At 63.3% G+C, this 15,513-nt stretch carries 18 protein-coding genes; 4 read left to right on the forward strand and 14 right to left on the reverse strand.

All coding sequences use genetic code 11. The annotated features are described in order from the left end of the window. Positions 1 to 21: 21 nt before the first annotated feature. The 11 genes from NKG59_RS04990 to NKG59_RS05040 form a co-directional block, all read right to left on the reverse strand. The gene (locus tag NKG59_RS04990) at positions 22 to 558 is read right to left on the reverse strand and encodes a F0F1 ATP synthase subunit delta (protein ID WP_009239555.1); all 537 of its coding nucleotides are present in this window, start codon (positions 556 to 558) and stop codon (positions 22 to 24) included. A 2-nt stretch (positions 559 to 560) separates the two neighbouring features. Continuing rightward, positions 561 to 1,031: a F0F1 ATP synthase subunit B gene (locus NKG59_RS04995; RefSeq protein ID WP_045205302.1), complete on the reverse strand. Its 471-nt coding sequence runs from the start codon at positions 1,029 to 1,031 to the stop codon at positions 561 to 563. A 106-nt stretch (positions 1,032 to 1,137) separates the two neighbouring features. Then, positions 1,138 to 1,404, reverse strand: a complete 267-nt coding sequence (gene atpE, locus NKG59_RS05000) for a F0F1 ATP synthase subunit C (protein ID WP_003262709.1) — start codon at positions 1,402 to 1,404, stop codon at positions 1,138 to 1,140. Between the two features lie 84 nt (positions 1,405 to 1,488). Continuing rightward, positions 1,489 to 2,370, reverse strand: a complete 882-nt coding sequence (atpB, locus tag NKG59_RS05005; RefSeq protein WP_045205301.1) for a F0F1 ATP synthase subunit A — start codon at positions 2,368 to 2,370, stop codon at positions 1,489 to 1,491. 235 nt (positions 2,371 to 2,605) lie between these two features. Next, a complete protein-coding gene (locus tag NKG59_RS05010) occupies positions 2,606 to 3,112 on the reverse strand; it encodes an ATP synthase subunit I (RefSeq protein ID WP_420804020.1) in 507 nt (168 codons plus the stop codon). Positions 3,113 to 3,505: 393 nt separating this feature from the next. After that, positions 3,506 to 4,417: a ParB/RepB/Spo0J family partition protein gene (locus NKG59_RS05015; protein ID WP_253535749.1), complete on the reverse strand. Its 912-nt coding sequence runs from the start codon at positions 4,415 to 4,417 to the stop codon at positions 3,506 to 3,508. A 17-nt stretch (positions 4,418 to 4,434) separates the two neighbouring features. Continuing rightward, complete coding sequence (locus NKG59_RS05020; protein ID WP_253535750.1) at positions 4,435 to 5,223, reverse strand: ParA family protein; 789 nt, start codon at positions 5,221 to 5,223, stop codon at positions 4,435 to 4,437. A 37-nt stretch (positions 5,224 to 5,260) separates the two neighbouring features. Continuing rightward, positions 5,261 to 5,929: a 16S rRNA (guanine(527)-N(7))-methyltransferase RsmG gene (rsmG, locus tag NKG59_RS05025; RefSeq protein ID WP_253535751.1), complete on the reverse strand. Its 669-nt coding sequence runs from the start codon at positions 5,927 to 5,929 to the stop codon at positions 5,261 to 5,263. Then, positions 5,929 to 7,878: a tRNA uridine-5-carboxymethylaminomethyl(34) synthesis enzyme MnmG gene (gene mnmG / locus NKG59_RS05030; protein WP_253535752.1), complete on the reverse strand. Its 1,950-nt coding sequence runs from the start codon at positions 7,876 to 7,878 to the stop codon at positions 5,929 to 5,931. The genes rsmG and mnmG overlap by 1 nt, the downstream gene beginning before the upstream one ends. Before the next feature lie 673 nt (positions 7,879 to 8,551). Then, a complete protein-coding gene (locus tag NKG59_RS05035; RefSeq protein ID WP_253535753.1) occupies positions 8,552 to 9,700 on the reverse strand; it encodes an ABC transporter substrate-binding protein in 1,149 nt (382 codons plus the stop codon). A gap of 154 nt (positions 9,701 to 9,854) precedes the next feature. Beyond that, entirely contained in the window at positions 9,855 to 10,460 is a 606-nt protein-coding gene (locus NKG59_RS05040; RefSeq protein WP_253535754.1) for a short chain dehydrogenase, read from the reverse strand. Between the two features lie 107 nt (positions 10,461 to 10,567). On the opposite strand from NKG59_RS05040, the gene crgA reads away from it, so the two are divergent. Beyond that, positions 10,568 to 11,476 (forward strand): LysR family transcriptional regulator CrgA, encoded by a 909-nt coding sequence (gene crgA / locus NKG59_RS05045; RefSeq protein ID WP_253535755.1) that lies wholly within the window; start codon positions 10,568 to 10,570, stop codon positions 11,474 to 11,476. A gap of 5 nt (positions 11,477 to 11,481) precedes the next feature. After that, positions 11,482 to 11,697, forward strand: a complete 216-nt coding sequence (locus tag NKG59_RS05050; RefSeq protein ID WP_024977221.1) for a DUF3820 family protein — start codon at positions 11,482 to 11,484, stop codon at positions 11,695 to 11,697. A gap of 12 nt (positions 11,698 to 11,709) precedes the next feature. On the opposite strand, the gene NKG59_RS05055 is transcribed toward NKG59_RS05050, so the two are convergent. Next, positions 11,710 to 12,606 carry a LysR family transcriptional regulator gene (locus NKG59_RS05055; protein ID WP_253535756.1) on the reverse strand — a complete coding sequence of 299 codons (897 nt, stop codon included), beginning with the start codon at positions 12,604 to 12,606 and terminating at the stop codon, positions 11,710 to 11,712. A 105-nt stretch (positions 12,607 to 12,711) separates the two neighbouring features. Between NKG59_RS05055 and NKG59_RS05060 the strand changes: the two genes are divergently transcribed. Further along, positions 12,712 to 13,668, forward strand: coding sequence for an SDR family oxidoreductase (locus tag NKG59_RS05060; RefSeq protein WP_253535757.1), 957 nt, complete (start codon positions 12,712 to 12,714; stop codon positions 13,666 to 13,668). Here NKG59_RS05060 and NKG59_RS05065 read toward each other — a convergent pair. Continuing rightward, positions 13,654 to 14,205 carry a phosphonate degradation HD-domain oxygenase gene (locus tag NKG59_RS05065; protein ID WP_253535758.1) on the reverse strand — a complete coding sequence of 184 codons (552 nt, stop codon included), beginning with the start codon at positions 14,203 to 14,205 and terminating at the stop codon, positions 13,654 to 13,656. The two genes, NKG59_RS05060 and NKG59_RS05065, sit on opposite strands and share 15 nt — an antisense overlap. Before the next feature lie 169 nt (positions 14,206 to 14,374). Between NKG59_RS05065 and NKG59_RS05070 the strand changes: the two genes are divergently transcribed. Beyond that, complete coding sequence (locus tag NKG59_RS05070; protein ID WP_253535759.1) at positions 14,375 to 14,752, forward strand: cupin domain-containing protein; 378 nt, start codon at positions 14,375 to 14,377, stop codon at positions 14,750 to 14,752. Here NKG59_RS05070 and NKG59_RS05075 read toward each other — a convergent pair. Beyond that, the gene (locus tag NKG59_RS05075) at positions 14,742 to 15,500 is read right to left on the reverse strand and encodes a sulfite exporter TauE/SafE family protein (protein WP_253535760.1); all 759 of its coding nucleotides are present in this window, start codon (positions 15,498 to 15,500) and stop codon (positions 14,742 to 14,744) included. The genes NKG59_RS05070 and NKG59_RS05075 overlap by 11 nt on opposite strands. Between the last annotated feature and the right edge of the window lie 13 nt (positions 15,501 to 15,513).

Raw genomic sequence — 15,513 nt, forward strand, 5'->3', positions numbered from 1 at the left:
TCGGCGCCTCGCGAAACAGCATTACGCGGCGGTCAGCGCAGACTGCATCTGCGTCAGGCGCGCGCGCACCGAGGTGTCGAGCACTTCGTCGCCAATCTGCACACGCACGCCGCCGATCAACGAAGGATCGACGCTCACGTGAGCCTGCAGCTTCTTGCCGAACTTGCGTTCGAGCGTGGCGACCAGTTCGGTCAGGGGCGCGCCCTCAAGCGGGAACGCACTGGTGATCTCGACGTCGGCGGCGCCTTCGCTGGCATTCCGCAGCACATGGAATTGCGCGGCAATTTCCGGCAGCAACGACAGGCGCTTGTTGGCCACCAGCAGGCCAACCAGTTCCTTTGCTTCGTGCGATACCGGAGATTTCAGCGCCGACAGGAAGATCCCCGCCACATCGGCTTTGGAGAGCTTCGGATCATCGGCGACTGCCTTCATGTCGGGCACGGCGGCAATTTGCCCCATTTCCGACACGAGCTCAGACCATGCACCCAGATTGCCGGCCTTCGCCACGCGGAACAGCGCCTCTGCGTACGGACGGGCAACGGTTGCGAGTTCTGCCATGATTACAGCTCAGCCTTGAGTTGATTGAGCAGATCGGCGTGGACCTGCGCATTGACTTCACGCTTGAGGATCTGCTCGGCACCCTTGACGGCCAGCACAGCAACCTGGTCACGCAGCGATTCACGCGCGCGCACGGTTTGCTGCTCGGCTTCTGCCTTGGCCTGCGCGATGATGCGCGCGGCTTCGGCCTGGGCGTTTTGCTTGATCTCATCGGCGCTCATCTGGGCGCGCTTTTCAGCGTCCGCGATGCGTTGCGCGCCTTCATTGCGCGCTTCGGTCAGCGCTTGGTCGACCCGCTTGTTGGCCAGCTCCAGCTCAGCCTTGCCCTTATCGGCAGCGGCCAGGCCATCGGCGATTTTCTTCGCGCGTTCGTCGAGCGCCTTCACCAGGGGCGGCCAAATGAATTTGGCAACAACCCACCACAGGATGAAGAACACGACCATCTGCGCGACGAGTGTGGCGTTCAGGTTCATGGTGTGTTCCTTTCGGTATTGAGACTACGGATCAATGCACGAAGCGGCGAGGGTTACGCGTAGCGTTCACCCAGGCCGCCTCCGGCATCATGCAGACCGAAAAGAATTACTTGATGACCGACAGCAGCGGGTTGGCGAACGCGAACAGCATGGCCACACCAACGCCGATCAGGAATGCCGCGTCGATCAGGCCAGCCAGCAGGAACATCTTGGTTTGCAGCGGGTTCATCAGTTCAGGCTGACGTGCGCAGGCTTCGATGTACTTGCCGCCCATCAGTGCGATGCCCAGGCAGGCGCCGATAGCACCCAGGCCAATGATGATGCCGATACCGATGGCGGTCAGACCTTGGATGTTGGCGAGAAATGCTTGCATGATGACTCCCTTTTACGTGAAAGACTAAGAACTTGAGAACTTGGAAAAATCAAAACGGAACCGGAGAACCTGAACCGCAACTACTTAGTGGTGTTCATGTGCCTGGCCGATATACACCAGCGTCAGCATCATGAAGATGAAGGCTTGCAGCAGCACGATCAGGATGTGGAAGATCGCCCACACTGCACCAGCCACCACGTGACCCACGAAACCCAGCGCCGACGCGTCGGCACCGAACGTCCAGACCGAGCCAAGCAGCGCGATCAGCAGGAACACCAGCTCGCCCGCGTACATGTTGCCGAACAGCCGCATGCCCAGCGACACAGCCTTGGCGAGGAATTCGATGATGTTGAGGATCAGGTTGAACGGCGCGAGGTACCACTTGGCGCCGAACGGTGCCGACAGCAGCTCGTGCGCAAAGCCGCCAGCGCCCTTGATCTTGAAGCTGTAGTAGATCATCAGGATCAGCACAGCGAACGACATGCCGAACGTGCCGTTCAGGTCAGCCGTGGCCACTGCGCGGTGGTGCGGCACGTGCACGCCAAACGTACCGAGGAGGTGGTTGACGCCCGTGACCCAGTCCACCGGGATCAAGTCGACCGCGTTCATGAGCGTGACCCACACGAAGACCATCAGCGCCAGCGGAGCAATCCAGGAACGATCGCCGTGGATGATGCCCTTGGCCTGGTCATCGACCATCTCGACGACGAGTTCAACGAAAGCCTGGAAGCGGCCAGGAACGCCGGAGGTGACGCGGCGTGCAGCAATGCCCAGGAAGATGATGCCGATCAGACCCATCAACACGGACCAGAACATCGTGTCCCAGTTGATGACGGAGAAGTCGACAACGGAGGCCTGCTTGCCACCGATGCTATTGAAATTCTGCAAATGCTCCGCGATATACGCGGAAGGCGTGAGAGCGTGCTCGGCGGCGTGGCCGGCGGCTTCTGCGACTTCAGTTGCCATGATGATTCAGTCCAATATTGCGAAACATTCTTCGTGACCCGTTCCGACTCGCGCCCGATTCAACCAGGTTTCTCCTGGAGATCGCGGACTGCACGCGGCTGGAACGCGCCACCTTATTCTTTCGGAGTGTCAGCGCAATGAACCGGGGGCCTCTCCTGCCACACAGGTTCCTGCCACGTGCCAACACGTCCAGTGTGCCCGCCATGTCGCGGTGGGCTGGAGCCGACTCAACGCGCTATCGCAGCGCGAGCCCGACCCAATACATCTTGAGCGCCAGGATCAGGGTGATCAGCAAGGGCGGCCAATGCAGGCCCTTGAAGACAACCACCACGATCACCAGCAGCGCGACCGTGCCGAGCACCTTGATCGCTTCGCCCACCACCAGGCGGGCGATGGATTCGAACCCTTTGGCCTTCGACAGCCGCATCGCGAACCATGCCGAAGGCACCACGCACACGCCGCCGCCCAACAGCGCAGAAAGCGCAGCCTCGCCCGCTGACGCAGCGCCCGTGCCCGCGAACCAACTGCCGACATACCAACCGAGCGCACACAACAGTGTGATGGCCACCTGGCCGAGCACGATAGAAAAAGGCGTGATGCGCGAGGCCTGCAGAGCCTGCTCGCCAAACAGGGCGACCGCTTCGTCATGTGAGAGCACATGCACCGGCGGCTCCGCCTTCTCGTCATCGTCCCAACTGTCGTGCTTCGGATCCTGCACCGACTGGGGTCGGGCGGCGTTCAACGAAGCGCAAGAATCGGGCCGTTGCCGGTCGGCTGGCTGCATGGAAGAATGTGCTTTCATCATGCCGCACCGCTTTGGGTCAGGCGGATTTAAAACCGCACGATTTTACGGGACATGACGTTCGCCAGTCAACGCGCAAGCGAACGCTCGTGCGGGCGCCTTCGACAGCACTCTGCGCGGCCGCGTTCCATACCGCGTGCGCAATACGTTGCTGTTGCCAGGGCACCGAATCCGCCTGATGGAGCGGCACCCCGTTGATTCCATGATGGTGCTGGCGACACTCAGCGTCGATGACGCGGGAGGTAATCGCACCAATTCCGTGCCAACTGACTGCCCTCAAATGGCGCAACGACGCGGGCGAAGGCCTGTGCGTCAAACTGTCGCAGACGGAACTCAGGCAGCTTCTTCGTCGCCGTCAGGACGCAGACGCGCCAACAGACCGTCGAACTCATCGAGGCTGCTGAATTGCACGGTCAGCTGACCGCGGCCCTTCGCTGCCAGCTTGATCTGCACGCCCAAGCCCAGTTGATCAGCCAATTCCTCTTCCAGGCGCGCGACGTCGCGACCGCCCTGATGACCGCCCTTCTGCTTGAGTGACTTCAACTCGAATGGCTTGAGCGTCAGGGCCACCAGTTTTTCCGTCTCGCGGACCGACAGGCGCTTATTGACGATCTGGTTGGCCAAGGTGATTTGCGTAGCACCATCGACTGCGAGCAGCGCACGTGCGTGGCCCATATCCAGGTCGCCGGCCATCAGCATGGTCTGCACGGGCAGGGCAAGATTCAGTAGGCGTAGCAGGTTCGACACCGCGCTGCGCGAACGCCCCACCGATTCCGCCGCTTGCTCATGTGTGAACTGGAATTCACGCACTAGGCGCGCGATGCCCTGCGCCTCTTCCAGCGGGTTGAGATCTTCGCGCTGGATGTTTTCGATCAGCGCCATGGCGGCGGCCGATTCATCCGGCACGTCCTTCACGAGCACCGGCACTTCAGTCAGCCCGGCGAGACGCGAAGCGCGGAAGCGGCGTTCACCCGCAATGATTTCGTACTTCGGCTTGGTGCCGTCAGACTCGACCTTGCGCACCAGAATCGGCTGCATCAGGCCCTGCGCGCGGATGCTCGCGGCGAGTTCCTGCAGCGCGCCTTCATCCATGCGCGTGCGCGGCTGGTATTTGCCGGGCTGCATCTGCTCCAGCTTCAGCACCGTCGGCGCGCCCTCTTGCTTGGCAGCTTCGACAATCTCGGCTGGACTGCCGAGCAGCGCCTCGAGGCCTCGGCCCAGTCCCTTTTTCTTCATCGTGCTCATGTTGTTCCTCTTACCGCTCAGGCTGGCATCTCGGCCGCCATCTGCCGCACGCGCGCGATCATCTCGGCGCCGAAATCCAGATAGGCCTTGGCGCCCTTCGATGCCACGTCAAACGCCACGCCCGGCATGCCGTACGACGGCGCTTCGGCCAGCCGCACGTTGCGCGGGATGACCGTCTTGAACACCTTGTCGCCGAAATGCGATTCGAGCTGCGCCGATACCTGCTGCTGCAGCGTCACGCGCGGGTCGAACATCACGCGCAATAGACCGATCACCTTGAGATCGCGGTTCAGGTTGGCGTGCACCTGCTTGATGGTGTTCACCAGATCCGACAGGCCTTCGAGCGCAAAGTACTCGCACTGCATTGGGACGACGACGCCGTGCGCGGCACACAGGCCGTTCAGCGTGAGCAGCGAAAGCGACGGCGGGCAATCGATGAGGACGAAGTCGTAGTCGGCTTCTACCTCAGTGAGCGCGAGCTTGAGGCGATTTTCGCGATGCTCCAGATCGACCAGTTCGACTTCGGCGCCGGCCAGGTCACGGTTCGCTGGCAACACGTCATAGCGCCCCGCCTCGGAGCGCTTGCGCGCCTGCGGAATCGTCGCCAGCCCAACAAGAACTTGGTAGACGCTGAATTCGAGCGTGTGCTTGTCAATGCCCGAGCCCATCGAGGCGTTGCCCTGCGGGTCGAGGTCGACCAGCAGCACGCGCTGCCCTTGCGCGGCCAGCCCGGCCGCGAGATTCACCGTGGTGGTGGTCTTGCCGACCCCACCCTTCTGGTTGGCGATCACGAAAATATTCGACATGACTCCTCTGCGGTGAATGGCTCGCTACAACGTTCGCTCACGCCGACGGCGCAAGGATGACCAGGTGACGCTCGGCCGACAGCCCCGGCACGCTCAGGCGTTCGATGGCTTCGACGGTCCAGCCGGCGGGCAGGCGTTCGATTTCGGCATCCGGGCGCACGCCCTTCATGGCGACCATGCGGCCGCCCGGAGCCAGCAGATGACCGGCCAGATTCACGAAATCCACCAGCTCGGCAAACGCGCGCGAGGTGATGACGCCGTAGCCGGTGGCATCGGCCAGTTTTTCCACGTGGCCCCAATGCGACTGGGCATTGGTCAGGCCAAGCTCGGCACGGCACTGCGTCAGGAAGGCCGTCTTCTTTTGCACGATGTCGACCATCGTGACGCTCACATCTGGAAAAGCGATGGCCAGCGGAATACCAGGCAGGCCGCCGCCCGAACCGACGTCCAGCACGCGCGGCGCGTCAGGTTGAGCACGCCGAGCCAGCTCAGCAATGCGCGACACGGCCGAGAGCGAATCCAGCAAGTGATGCGTCAGCATGTCGCCGGCGTCGCGAATGGCCGTCAGGTTATAGACGCGATTCCATTTGGCGAGCAGCCCTTGGTACGCCAGCAGGCGATCGACTTGCGCGCTGTCCAGCGACAAGCCAAGCGCGCGGGCGCCGGCTTCCAGCTCTGCCCGGGCGTCAGTTAGTGCATCCGCCATCAAGCTGCCTCGCCTTGGGAATCGGTGCGAGGGCCCACTTGGCCGCGCAACACGCCCTTCTTCAAATGCACAAGCAGCAGCGACACGGCGGCCGGCGTGACCCCAGAGATACGCGACGCCTGCCCGATGGTCTCGGGCTTGTGCTTGGCCAGCTTCTGCTGCACCTCGATCGACAGGCCGCGCACTTGCGAATAGTCGAAATCCGCTGGCAGACGGGTGTTTTCGTTTGCACCCAAACGCTCCACCTCATCGGCTTGCCGGGCGATGTAGCCGTGGTATTTGATGCCGATTTCGACCTGCTCGCGAATCTGCTCAGCCAGCAACAGATCTTCAGCCAACTGGGCTTCAAGCGCGTACTTGCCGCCCTGCATGCCCATGAGCGTTTCGTAGGTCACGTTCGGGCGGCGCAGCAAGTCAGCAAGGGCGTACTCGCGCTCGATCCCCTTCCCAAGAACCGGCACAGCGTCTTCCAACGGCAGCGTGGCCGGGTTCACCCAAGTCGACTTGAGACGCTCTGTTTCACGTGAAACAGCGTCGCGCTTGCGGTTGAAGGCGTCCCAACGCGCGTCGTCAACCACGCCCAGCGTGCGCCCGACTTCTGTCAGGCGCATGTCGGCGTTGTCTTCGCGCAGGCTCAGGCGGAATTCGGCGCGGCTAGTGAACATGCGGTAAGGCTCGGTCACGCCTCGCGTGATGAGGTCGTCTACGAGCACGCCCAGATAAGCCTGATCGCGGCGCGGCGTCCATGCATCCTTGCCCTGCACTTGCAAGCCGGCGTTGATACCGGCCAGCAGACCTTGCGCCGCGGCCTCTTCGTAACCAGTCGTGCCGTTGATCTGGCCGGCGAAGAACAGGCCGGAAATCGCCTTGGATTCCAGCGAGGCCTTCAGCCCGCGCGGGTCGAAGTAGTCGTACTCGATGGCGTAACCAGGGCGCAGGATGTGGGCGCTCTCCAGGCCGCGCATCGAGTGGATCAGGTCGAGCTGCACATCAAACGGCAGGCTGGTCGACACGCCGTTCGGATAGAACTCGTTGGTCGCCAAGCCTTCCGGCTCCAGAAAAATCTGGTGGCTATCCTTGCTGGCGAAGCGGTGGATCTTGTCTTCGATGCTCGGGCAATAGCGCGGCCCCACGCCTTCGATAACGCCCGTGTACATCGGGGAGCGATCCAACCCGGCGCGGATGATGTCGTGCGTGCGCTCGTTGGTGTGCGTCACCCAGCATGGCACTTGCCGCGGATGCATGTCCGCACGCCCCATGAACGAGAACACCGGCACCGGATCGAGATCGCCTGGCTGCTCTTCCAGCACCGAAAAATTGATGGAACGGCCGTCAATGCGCGGCGGCGTACCGGTCTTGAGGCGCCCTTGCGGCAGCTTCAATTCCTTCAGACGCGCCGACAGCGACACCGCGGCCGGGTCGCCCGCGCGGCCGCCGGTGTAGTTGTTCAGCCCGACGTGGATCTTGCCGTCGAGGAACGTCCCTGCCGTCAGCACCACAGCACGGGCACGGAACTGCACGCCAACCTGCGTCACTGCCCCGACTACGCGGTCGCCTTCCACCAGCAGGTCTTCCACGGCCTGCTGGAACAGCATCAGGTTCGGCTGGTTTTCCAGGCGATGGCGGATGGCAGCTTTGTACAGCACGCGGTCCGCCTGAGCACGGGTCGCACGCACGGCCGGCCCCTTGCTGGAATTGAGGATACGGAATTGGATACCGCCCTCATCCGTTGCGATGGCCATGGCCCCGCCCAGCGCATCGACTTCCTTGACCAGATGGCCCTTGCCAATGCCCCCGATGGACGGATTGCAGCTCATCTGCCCCAGTGTTTCGATGTTGTGCGTCAGCAGCAGGGTCTGGCAACCCATGCGCGCCGCCGCCAAGGCGGCCTCGGTGCCGGCGTGTCCGCCGCCCACCACGATCACATCGAATTCAGTTGGATACAGCATGGCTTCCTCCTCGCATGGAGGCATCAAAAATTTGGAGAAGCGGAATTATAAGTCGCGCAGCTACACCACAGTTCGGCCATGCGGCAATCGAGACAAAATTCGGCTGCTTTTCATGTTTCACGTGAAACATGCACCGCTTGCTGACCACGTTTGTGTTTCACGTGAAACACATTAACCGGCAGGCGCCCGGCCTTCGCCGCCCGAACGGGCGGCAGAAAATCGATGAAGGCCACAGGCTTGTCGTGCAAGCTGTAGCGTCGCGGGGGAGATAGAGATGAAAGCGATAGACCGGCCACGCGGAAACCGTGATCGGCTAGGCAACCGTGTGCCGGAAGAAATCCCCACATAGGCGTTTTGAATTTCTATGCGGCGTAAATGGAACACGCCGCTCGGCCGCGCCGATTGCCTCGCTGCAAGCGCCCTACTCACTACTGATGCGCGGCATCGAGTGTTCGCAGCAGCAATTGGAGTTGCAGCCGCGCATGACACGTGAGCGCCTCGTCGCACGGCCGGTCTGAAGTTGACTGACGGGCCCCACCGAAATCCAGGTCGCGTTGTCCAAGACTACGGCATCGCCCATACCCAAGGGCCTCGTTACGGCTTGAGCCACAGAAAGCAAAACGCACGGCGCGAACCGTGCGTTTTGCGTGGGACGATGACGTTGGCTACATCGTTAATTCTGCAGCTTCCACTTCCCGTCCTTGATCTCCACCATCACCCGCGCCCGCTGGTCCAGCCCGAGGTGATCCTTCGCGTTCATATTCATCACGCCGTGCGAGATCGCCAGGTTGGTGGTTGTCTCCATCGCATCGCGCAGACCCTTGCGGAACGCCGGCGTGCCGGGTTGCCCCTTCTTCAGCGCTTCGGGCATCGCATGCGTGAACAACAAACCGGCATCCCACATGTGTCCGCCGAACGTGGAGACCTGCCCGCCGTAAGCCTTCTCATACGCAGTCTTGTACGCCAGCGCCGGCTTCTTCACCGGGTTGCTGTCGGGCAGTTGCTCGGCAACCAAGATCGGGCCTGCCGGTAGGAACGTGCCGTCACAGTCCTTGCCGCACACGCGCAGGAAGTCGGCGTTCGCCACGCCGTGCGTCTGATACAGCTTCCCCTTGTAGCCTCGCTCTTTAAGCGCCCGCTCCGGCAGCGCGGCAGGCGTACCCGAGCCTGCGATCAGCACCGCATCCGGATTGGCCGACATGATTTTCAGCACCTGCCCGGTCACTGACGTATCGGTGCGAGCGAACCGCTCGTTGGCGACAACCTTCAGCTTGCGCAACCCCGCCACCTTATCGAACTCTTGCGCCCACGAATCGCCATAGGCATCGGCAAAGCCGATCAGCGCGACGGTCTTCACGCCGTGGTTGACCATGTGTTCGGCAATGGCGGTCGCCATGTGCGAATCGTTTTGCGGCGTCTTGAAAACCCACGCCCGCTTGGCGTCCATCGGCTCGATGATGCGCGCCGATGCCGCCAGGGTGATCATCGGCGTTTCGCTCTCCGCCACCACATCCACCATCGCCAGCGAGTTCGGCGTGACGGTCGAGCCGATCACCAGGTCGACCTTGTCTTCGGTGATTAGCTTGCGCGTGTTCTTGACGGCAGTCGTCGTGTCCGACGCATCGTCGAGCACGATGTACTCGATCTTCTTGCCCGCGATTTCCTTGGGCAGCAGCGCCACGGTGTTCTTTTCCGGAATGCCGAGCGAGGCGGCCGGGCCCGTGGCAGACACCGTGATGCCGACCTTCACCTGGGCGAATGCCGTACCTGCCAACAGCGCCATTGCGGCGAGTGCAATGCGGGATGCGCGCGAAACCTTCATGCCGTCTCCTGAGATGTGCCGAGCGGGTCTGCGCCCGCCCTGATCTGCGATTGGCCGACCGCTGGGTCGGGGATGAACGAGTCTAGAAGGAGTCACGCCACCCGGGCAAGGGGGAGATACCCGAAACCTTAACGTGTTCACGACCTGGGCAGATTCAGCCCACGCGATACACCCGGCCGCTCTGCACGCCCTCCACGCTGCGGCGGTAGGCCAGCGCCGCCCGCGCCGCCGGTACCGGTTCGAAGCCGGGAAAGAACGGGCCATATGCGCCCATGGATTCGGTCAGCACGGTCGGGCTTACGGCATTGATGCGGAGGCTGCGCGGGAACTCGCACGCGGCTGCGCGCACGAAGCCTTCCACGCCCGCGTTCACGGCGGTCGCGTTGGCGCCCTGTGCGATCGGCTCCTGCCCGACGATGCCGGTCGTCAGCGTGATCGAACCGCCGTCGTTCAGATAATGCTGGCCGACCAGCGCCAGGCGCACCTGCCCAAGCAGCTTGTCCTGCAGGCCGACATTAAAATCCGCCGCGGTCATCTTGGTGAGCGGACCGAAGAACAAGTTGCCGGCGGTGGAGACGATGGCGTCCACACGGCCCAGCCTGTCGAACAGCGCGGCCACGCTGTCGGCGTTGGTGATGTCGACCTGATGCTCACCCTGCGTGCGCCCGACACGGATGATCTCGTGCACACCGCCCTGCTCCAGTTCCGTAACTACGGCGCGGCCAAGCGTGCCGCTGGCACCAATCACGACGATTTTCATGCTCTGCTCCTTCACAAATCCGGTTGGAATGGCGCCTATTCTTGGCCGAACCCATCATGCGATAAAGCCGTGATACCTTCGACCATTCCAAATCAATAGTTCGGAATATGGACAAGTTGCGCAGCATGGAAACCTTCGTCGCCGTGGTGGAGGGCGGCAATTTCACCGAGGCAGCGGCACGGCTGGAAATGTCCGCGGTCATGGTCGGCAAATATGTGAGCGCGCTGGAGACGCAATTGGGCGCGCGCCTGCTCCAGCGCAGCACGCGCCGCCAGAGCCTGACCGACGCCGGCCGCGTGTTCTACGAAGACGCCAAACGCGTGCTGGAACAGGTGCGCTGGGCGGAAACGTCCGTCGAACGGCTGCGCGCGTCGCCATCGGGCACGCTGCGCGTGAGCGCGCCCACCACGTTTGGCGCATGCGTGATCGCGCCGTTGGCGGCGACGTTCCAGCAGGCGCATCCGCAAGTGCGCGTGGAGCTGAACCTGAGCAACAGCATGGTCGATCTCGTCGACGAGGGGTTCGACCTTGCCATCCGCATCGGGCCGCTGGGCGACGCCGACTTGGTCGCCAAGCCGCTGTGCGTGTATCGCATGGTCATCTGCGCGTCGCCGGATTACCTTGCGCGGCACGGGCAGCCGGAAACACCGGCGGACCTATCGCAGCATCGCTGCCTCTCACACATGGTGTGGAACAACCGCAATGCGTGGCAGCTGCGCGGCTGGGATGGCGACACGCCGTGGCGCGACGACCCTGCCTTCACCTGCAACGACGGCCACGGCCTGCGCGCTGCAGCGGTTGCCGGTGCGGGCTTGCTGCTGCAGCCCGAAGTGCTCGTCGCAGAGGACTTGGCAAGCGGCCGCCTCGTGCGCGTACTGCAAGCGTATGCGCCCGAGCCGCGACCGATTCATGTCGTGTATCGGCAGGATCGGCGGCCGTTGCCGAAGCTCTCTGGTTTTGTTGCGCATTTGCTGGAGCAGGTGCCCGCGCTTGTCCCCACATCGACGGCACAATAGCGCCCATGAACCCCGAAGATCTCCAACGCCTCGTCACCACGCAAATGCCCTTCGGCAAGTACAAGGGCCGCCTGATTGCCGACCTGCCGGGCCATTACCTCAATTGGTTCGCGCGCGAAGGCTTTCCGCCGGGGCAGATCGGCCGGTTGCTCGCGCTGATGCAGGAGTTGGATCACAACGGGCTGAAGAGCCTGCTCGACCCATTGCGCCAGAAGCGATAACAACCCGATCGATCAATCGCCGTTGATGTACCGCAGCAACCCCGAGGCCAACGCGTCAAACACGACGCGGCAGCGCGGGCTGTCACGCAGGTCTTCGTGCATTGCCAGCCAGGTATCGAGCGTGATGGTGATCTGATCGCTGAACAGCCGAACCAGATCCACGTTGTGCCGTGCCAAGCCGACCTGGCAAAAGCCAACACCAAAGCCAGCACGCAGCACGGCAATCGCAGCCAGATCACTGTCGGTGCGCAGCGCGAAGCGGTTGCGTTGGATCCACGGGAACTGCGCCCGCACGCTGCGCAGGAATGCGTTTTCCTTGTCGTAGCCAATCAGGGTGTGGCCAGTGAGTTCTTCCATCGTAGTTGGCGTGCCGCGCTGCGCCAGGTAGCGCTGATGCGCAAACAGCCCCAATTCGATCTCGCCCAGGTGCCGCGCGACGAGCACGCCCTGGCTCGGCGGCTGCATGCGCACAGCGATGTCCGCCTCGCGGCGCAGCAGGTCTTCCATGCGGTTGGACGGCACAAGTTCGAGCGTCAGCTCCGGATATGCGGCGTGCAGATCGGCGAGGATGGGCGGCAACACTTCCACCGCCACGACCTCGCTGGCGGTGATGCGCACGGTGCCCCGTACGCCCTCGCCTTGGCTGGAGGCGGCGCGCAGCAAGGCGGCGCTGGTGGCTTCCAGCGATTCGGCAAACGGCCGCAGCGATAGCGCCGCTTCTGTCGGGCTCAGCCCCTGCTGCGTGCGGATGAACAGCGACATGCCCAGCGCCCGTTCCAGCGCATCGACATGCCGGCCCGCCGTCGGCTGCGTCAGCCCAAGCGCGCGCGCCGCGCCCGACAGCGATCCTTCTCGCACGACAGCAAGAAAGGTCCGATACAGCTCCCAACCCGGTTCAGATCCGCCCATACAAATTCGTATAGCTGCACGCTCATCGTCAACAATTCCATTGAAGCACAGCCGCGCCCAGAATGCCTCCATCGCAACGCTCTCACACAAACCAGGAGCACGGTCATGGAACAGGCACAACGCATCGCATTGGTATTGGGCGCCACCGGCGGCATCGGCGGCGAAGTGGCACGTCGGCTGGTGGCACGTGGCTGGCATGTGCGGGCGCTGCAGCGCAATCCGGATGCGCTGACGAACCGCAACACCGCATTCGAATGGATTCGCGGCGACGCGATGGTGCGCGAAGACGTGGTTGGCGCAGCACAAGGCGCGGAGTTGATCGTCCACGCCGTCAACCCGCCGGGCTACAAGAACTGGGCTGGCCAGGTGCTGCCGATGATCGACAACACCATCGCCGCTGCCCGCGCCTCCGGTGCGCGCATCGTGCTGCCGGGCACGGTGTACAACTTCGCGCCGGACACATTTCCGGTGCTGCGCGAAACGACAAAGCAGGCACCGCTCACGCGCAAGGGCAAGATCCGCGCAGAACTGGAGCGCCGCATGCAGGCCGCCAGCGCCGAGGGCGTGCGCAGCCTGATCGTGCGCGCGGGCGACTTCTTCGGGCCGCAAACAAGCAATACGTGGTTCGCGGGTGCGCTGGTCAAGCCGGGCAAGCCCGTGCGCACCGTCACGTATCCGGGCGCGGCAGGCATCGGGCATCAATGGGCTTACTTGCCCGATGTGGCCGAAACCATGCTGCGTCTTGTCGAGCAAGGCGACCGTCTGCCGGACTTCGCCGTTTATCACATGCGCGGCCACTGGGATGCCGACGGCACGCAGATGCCCGCATCGATTGGTCGTGCCGTGGGCCACCCGGTCAAGACGCGCGCGTTCCCGTGGTGGGTGATGCCCGTGCTGGCGCCGTTTTCGGAGATGCTGCGCGAAATGCGCGAGATGCGTTATCTGTGGCAGCAGCCGGTGCGCATGGACAACGCCAAGCTCGTGCAGGCGCTCGGCGCCGAACCGCACACACCGTGGGACGAAGCCGTGGGCACGACGCTGCGCAGCCTAGGCTGCCACTGAAACGCGCGCGGCCGTCGCCAGGAAGTGGGCAAGATCAGGCGTGCACTGACCGGCTACCTTGGCGAGGTCATCCCACCGACGCAGTTGCAGTGCATCAGCCGCGTACGGACGCTGCATGAATGCCTCGGCCTCGTGCGCCGAAAACACCCCGCCCTGCAATGCCAGGCTCCGTACGGAATCCGCTGACAGACGCGCGTAATAGTGCGCATCCATCGCGCACAGGCAGCGCTTGGCATCCACATGCAGGCGGATCGGCTCCAGCACGGCATCGGGAAACGTCGCACGCAGAAACGGCAGTGCAAAGTATTGGTGCTGATCGTCGATGCCGTGAGCGGTGGGCGTTTCACCCTGCAGGTTCAGCAAATGGCCAAGGTCATGCAGCAGCGCAGCGGTAACCAGCGCATCCGACGCGCCGGCCGCCTCCGCCAGCGCCGCCGTCTGCAGCGCGTGTTCGAGCTGGGTGACGGGCTCGCCGCTGTAGGCGATGTTGCCGTGGCGATCGAATAGCGTGCGGATGTCGTCGAGGCTGAGGGCCATGATGCTGCGCGGGAAAAGGCAGAACCTTGCAGCCTAGTCCGCGCGTGCGTCAACGGGGTGACAGCGCGCCGAGCATTAGCCTGCGTGATAGGCGCGATTAAAAAGTTTGGTTGGGAATGCGCGGCGGCCGCCCTTATCTTCAGAGCCTTCCCACACATCGGAGCGCAACATGCTCGCAGGACACGCCGTACAGGTCGCGCATGCGCTGGAACAAGTCACGGACTATTGGTCGCCGCGCATTGTCGGCCAAGTCAACGACCAATACATCAAGGTTGCCAAGCTCAAGGGCGAATTCGTCTGGCACGACCACCCGAATGAAGATGAGCTGTTCTTCGTGGTCTACGGCCACCTGAAAATCGCCTTCGAAGACCGCGCCGACGTGCACCTCGGCCCCGGCGAATTCTGCGTCGTGCCGCGCGGCGTGCGTCACTTTCCCGTTGCCGACGAGGAATGCGGAATCATGTTGATCGAGACCGTCACCACGCAGCACACGGGCGATGTCGTGACCGAGCGCACGGTAGCGCTCGATAAGCAACTCAACGGATGAACGCGTCGTAAGCCGTCTTCAAAATCAACGCCAGCACCACCACGATGAACACCTTGCGCACGAAGCGGCTGCCGTGCCGCAGCGCGAGGTGGCTGCCGACCTGATTGCCGGCCACGTTGGCGACCGCCATCACCACGCCGAGCTGCCACCACACGTGGCCCTTGGCGGCCAACAGCAACAGGGCCGCCACGTTGGTCGCCAAGTTGACGATCTTGGTGGACGCCGACGCGTGCAGGAAGTCGTATCCGAACACGCGCACGAACACGATCATTAGAAAGCTGCCGGTGCCCGGGCCGAACACGCCGTCGTAGAAGCCAATGGCGGCGCCGGCCACCAGGGCTGCCGCACGCTCACGCCAGCCCTTGAGGCTCGGGGCGTGATCGGCGCCAAGATCCTTCTTGGCGACCGTGTAGACGAGCAGCACGGCCAGCACGAACGGCAGCGCGCGGCGCAGCGGCTCGGCCGGGATATGCATGAGCGCCCACGCGCCCAGCAGCGAAAAGGCAAACGCCGTGACCACCGCCGGCGCCGTCGCGCCCCAATAGATGCGCACCGTGCGGCCGTAACGCACCGCCGCCGTAGCGGTGCCCGACATCGACGCGACCTTGTTCGTGCCGATCAGCGTAGCGGGCGCGATGTTGGGATACGCCGAGAACAGCGCAGGAATCTGCACCAAGCCGCCGCCACCGGCCACGGCATCGATCAGGCCGGCCAGAAAGCCAGCCACGGCGAGCAAAGCGAATTCCATCAGGAGAAACGAA

It is taken from the genome of Ralstonia chuxiongensis, assembly GCF_024158925.1.
GTDB classification, from domain to species: domain Bacteria; phylum Pseudomonadota; class Gammaproteobacteria; order Burkholderiales; family Burkholderiaceae; genus Ralstonia; species Ralstonia chuxiongensis.

Excerpts from the sequence above, each read along its gene's own strand:
- NKG59_RS05070 (WP_253535759.1), top strand. The coding sequence starts at position 14,375 with ATGCTCGCAGGACACGCCGTACAGGTCGCGCATGCGCTGGAACAAGTC.
- atpE (WP_003262709.1), bottom strand. The coding sequence starts at position 1,404 with ATGCAAGCATTTCTCGCCAACATCCAAGGTCTGACCGCCATCGGTATC.
- NKG59_RS05060 (WP_253535757.1), top strand. The coding sequence starts at position 12,712 with ATGGAACAGGCACAACGCATCGCATTGGTATTGGGCGCCACCGGCGGC.
- rsmG (WP_253535751.1), bottom strand. The coding sequence starts at position 5,929 with ATGGCGGATGCACTAACTGACGCCCGGGCAGAGCTGGAAGCCGGCGCC.
- NKG59_RS05055 (WP_253535756.1), bottom strand. The coding sequence starts at position 12,606 with ATGGGCGGATCTGAACCGGGTTGGGAGCTGTATCGGACCTTTCTTGCT.
- mnmG (WP_253535752.1), bottom strand. The coding sequence starts at position 7,878 with ATGCTGTATCCAACTGAATTCGATGTGATCGTGGTGGGCGGCGGACAC.
- NKG59_RS04990 (WP_009239555.1), bottom strand. The coding sequence starts at position 558 with ATGGCAGAACTCGCAACCGTTGCCCGTCCGTACGCAGAGGCGCTGTTC.
- NKG59_RS05020 (WP_253535750.1), bottom strand. The coding sequence starts at position 5,223 with ATGTCGAATATTTTCGTGATCGCCAACCAGAAGGGTGGGGTCGGCAAG.
- NKG59_RS05065 (WP_253535758.1), bottom strand. The coding sequence starts at position 14,205 with ATGGCCCTCAGCCTCGACGACATCCGCACGCTATTCGATCGCCACGGC.
- NKG59_RS05015 (WP_253535749.1), bottom strand. The coding sequence starts at position 4,417 with ATGAGCACGATGAAGAAAAAGGGACTGGGCCGAGGCCTCGAGGCGCTG.
- NKG59_RS04995 (WP_045205302.1), bottom strand. The coding sequence starts at position 1,031 with ATGAACCTGAACGCCACACTCGTCGCGCAGATGGTCGTGTTCTTCATC.
- crgA (WP_253535755.1), top strand. The coding sequence starts at position 10,568 with ATGGACAAGTTGCGCAGCATGGAAACCTTCGTCGCCGTGGTGGAGGGC.
- NKG59_RS05035 (WP_253535753.1), bottom strand. The coding sequence starts at position 9,700 with ATGAAGGTTTCGCGCGCATCCCGCATTGCACTCGCCGCAATGGCGCTG.
- NKG59_RS05075 (WP_253535760.1), bottom strand. The coding sequence starts at position 15,500 with ATGGAATTCGCTTTGCTCGCCGTGGCTGGCTTTCTGGCCGGCCTGATC.
- atpB (WP_045205301.1), bottom strand. The coding sequence starts at position 2,370 with ATGGCAACTGAAGTCGCAGAAGCCGCCGGCCACGCCGCCGAGCACGCT.
- NKG59_RS05050 (WP_024977221.1), top strand. The coding sequence starts at position 11,482 with ATGAACCCCGAAGATCTCCAACGCCTCGTCACCACGCAAATGCCCTTC.
- NKG59_RS05040 (WP_253535754.1), bottom strand. The coding sequence starts at position 10,460 with ATGAAAATCGTCGTGATTGGTGCCAGCGGCACGCTTGGCCGCGCCGTA.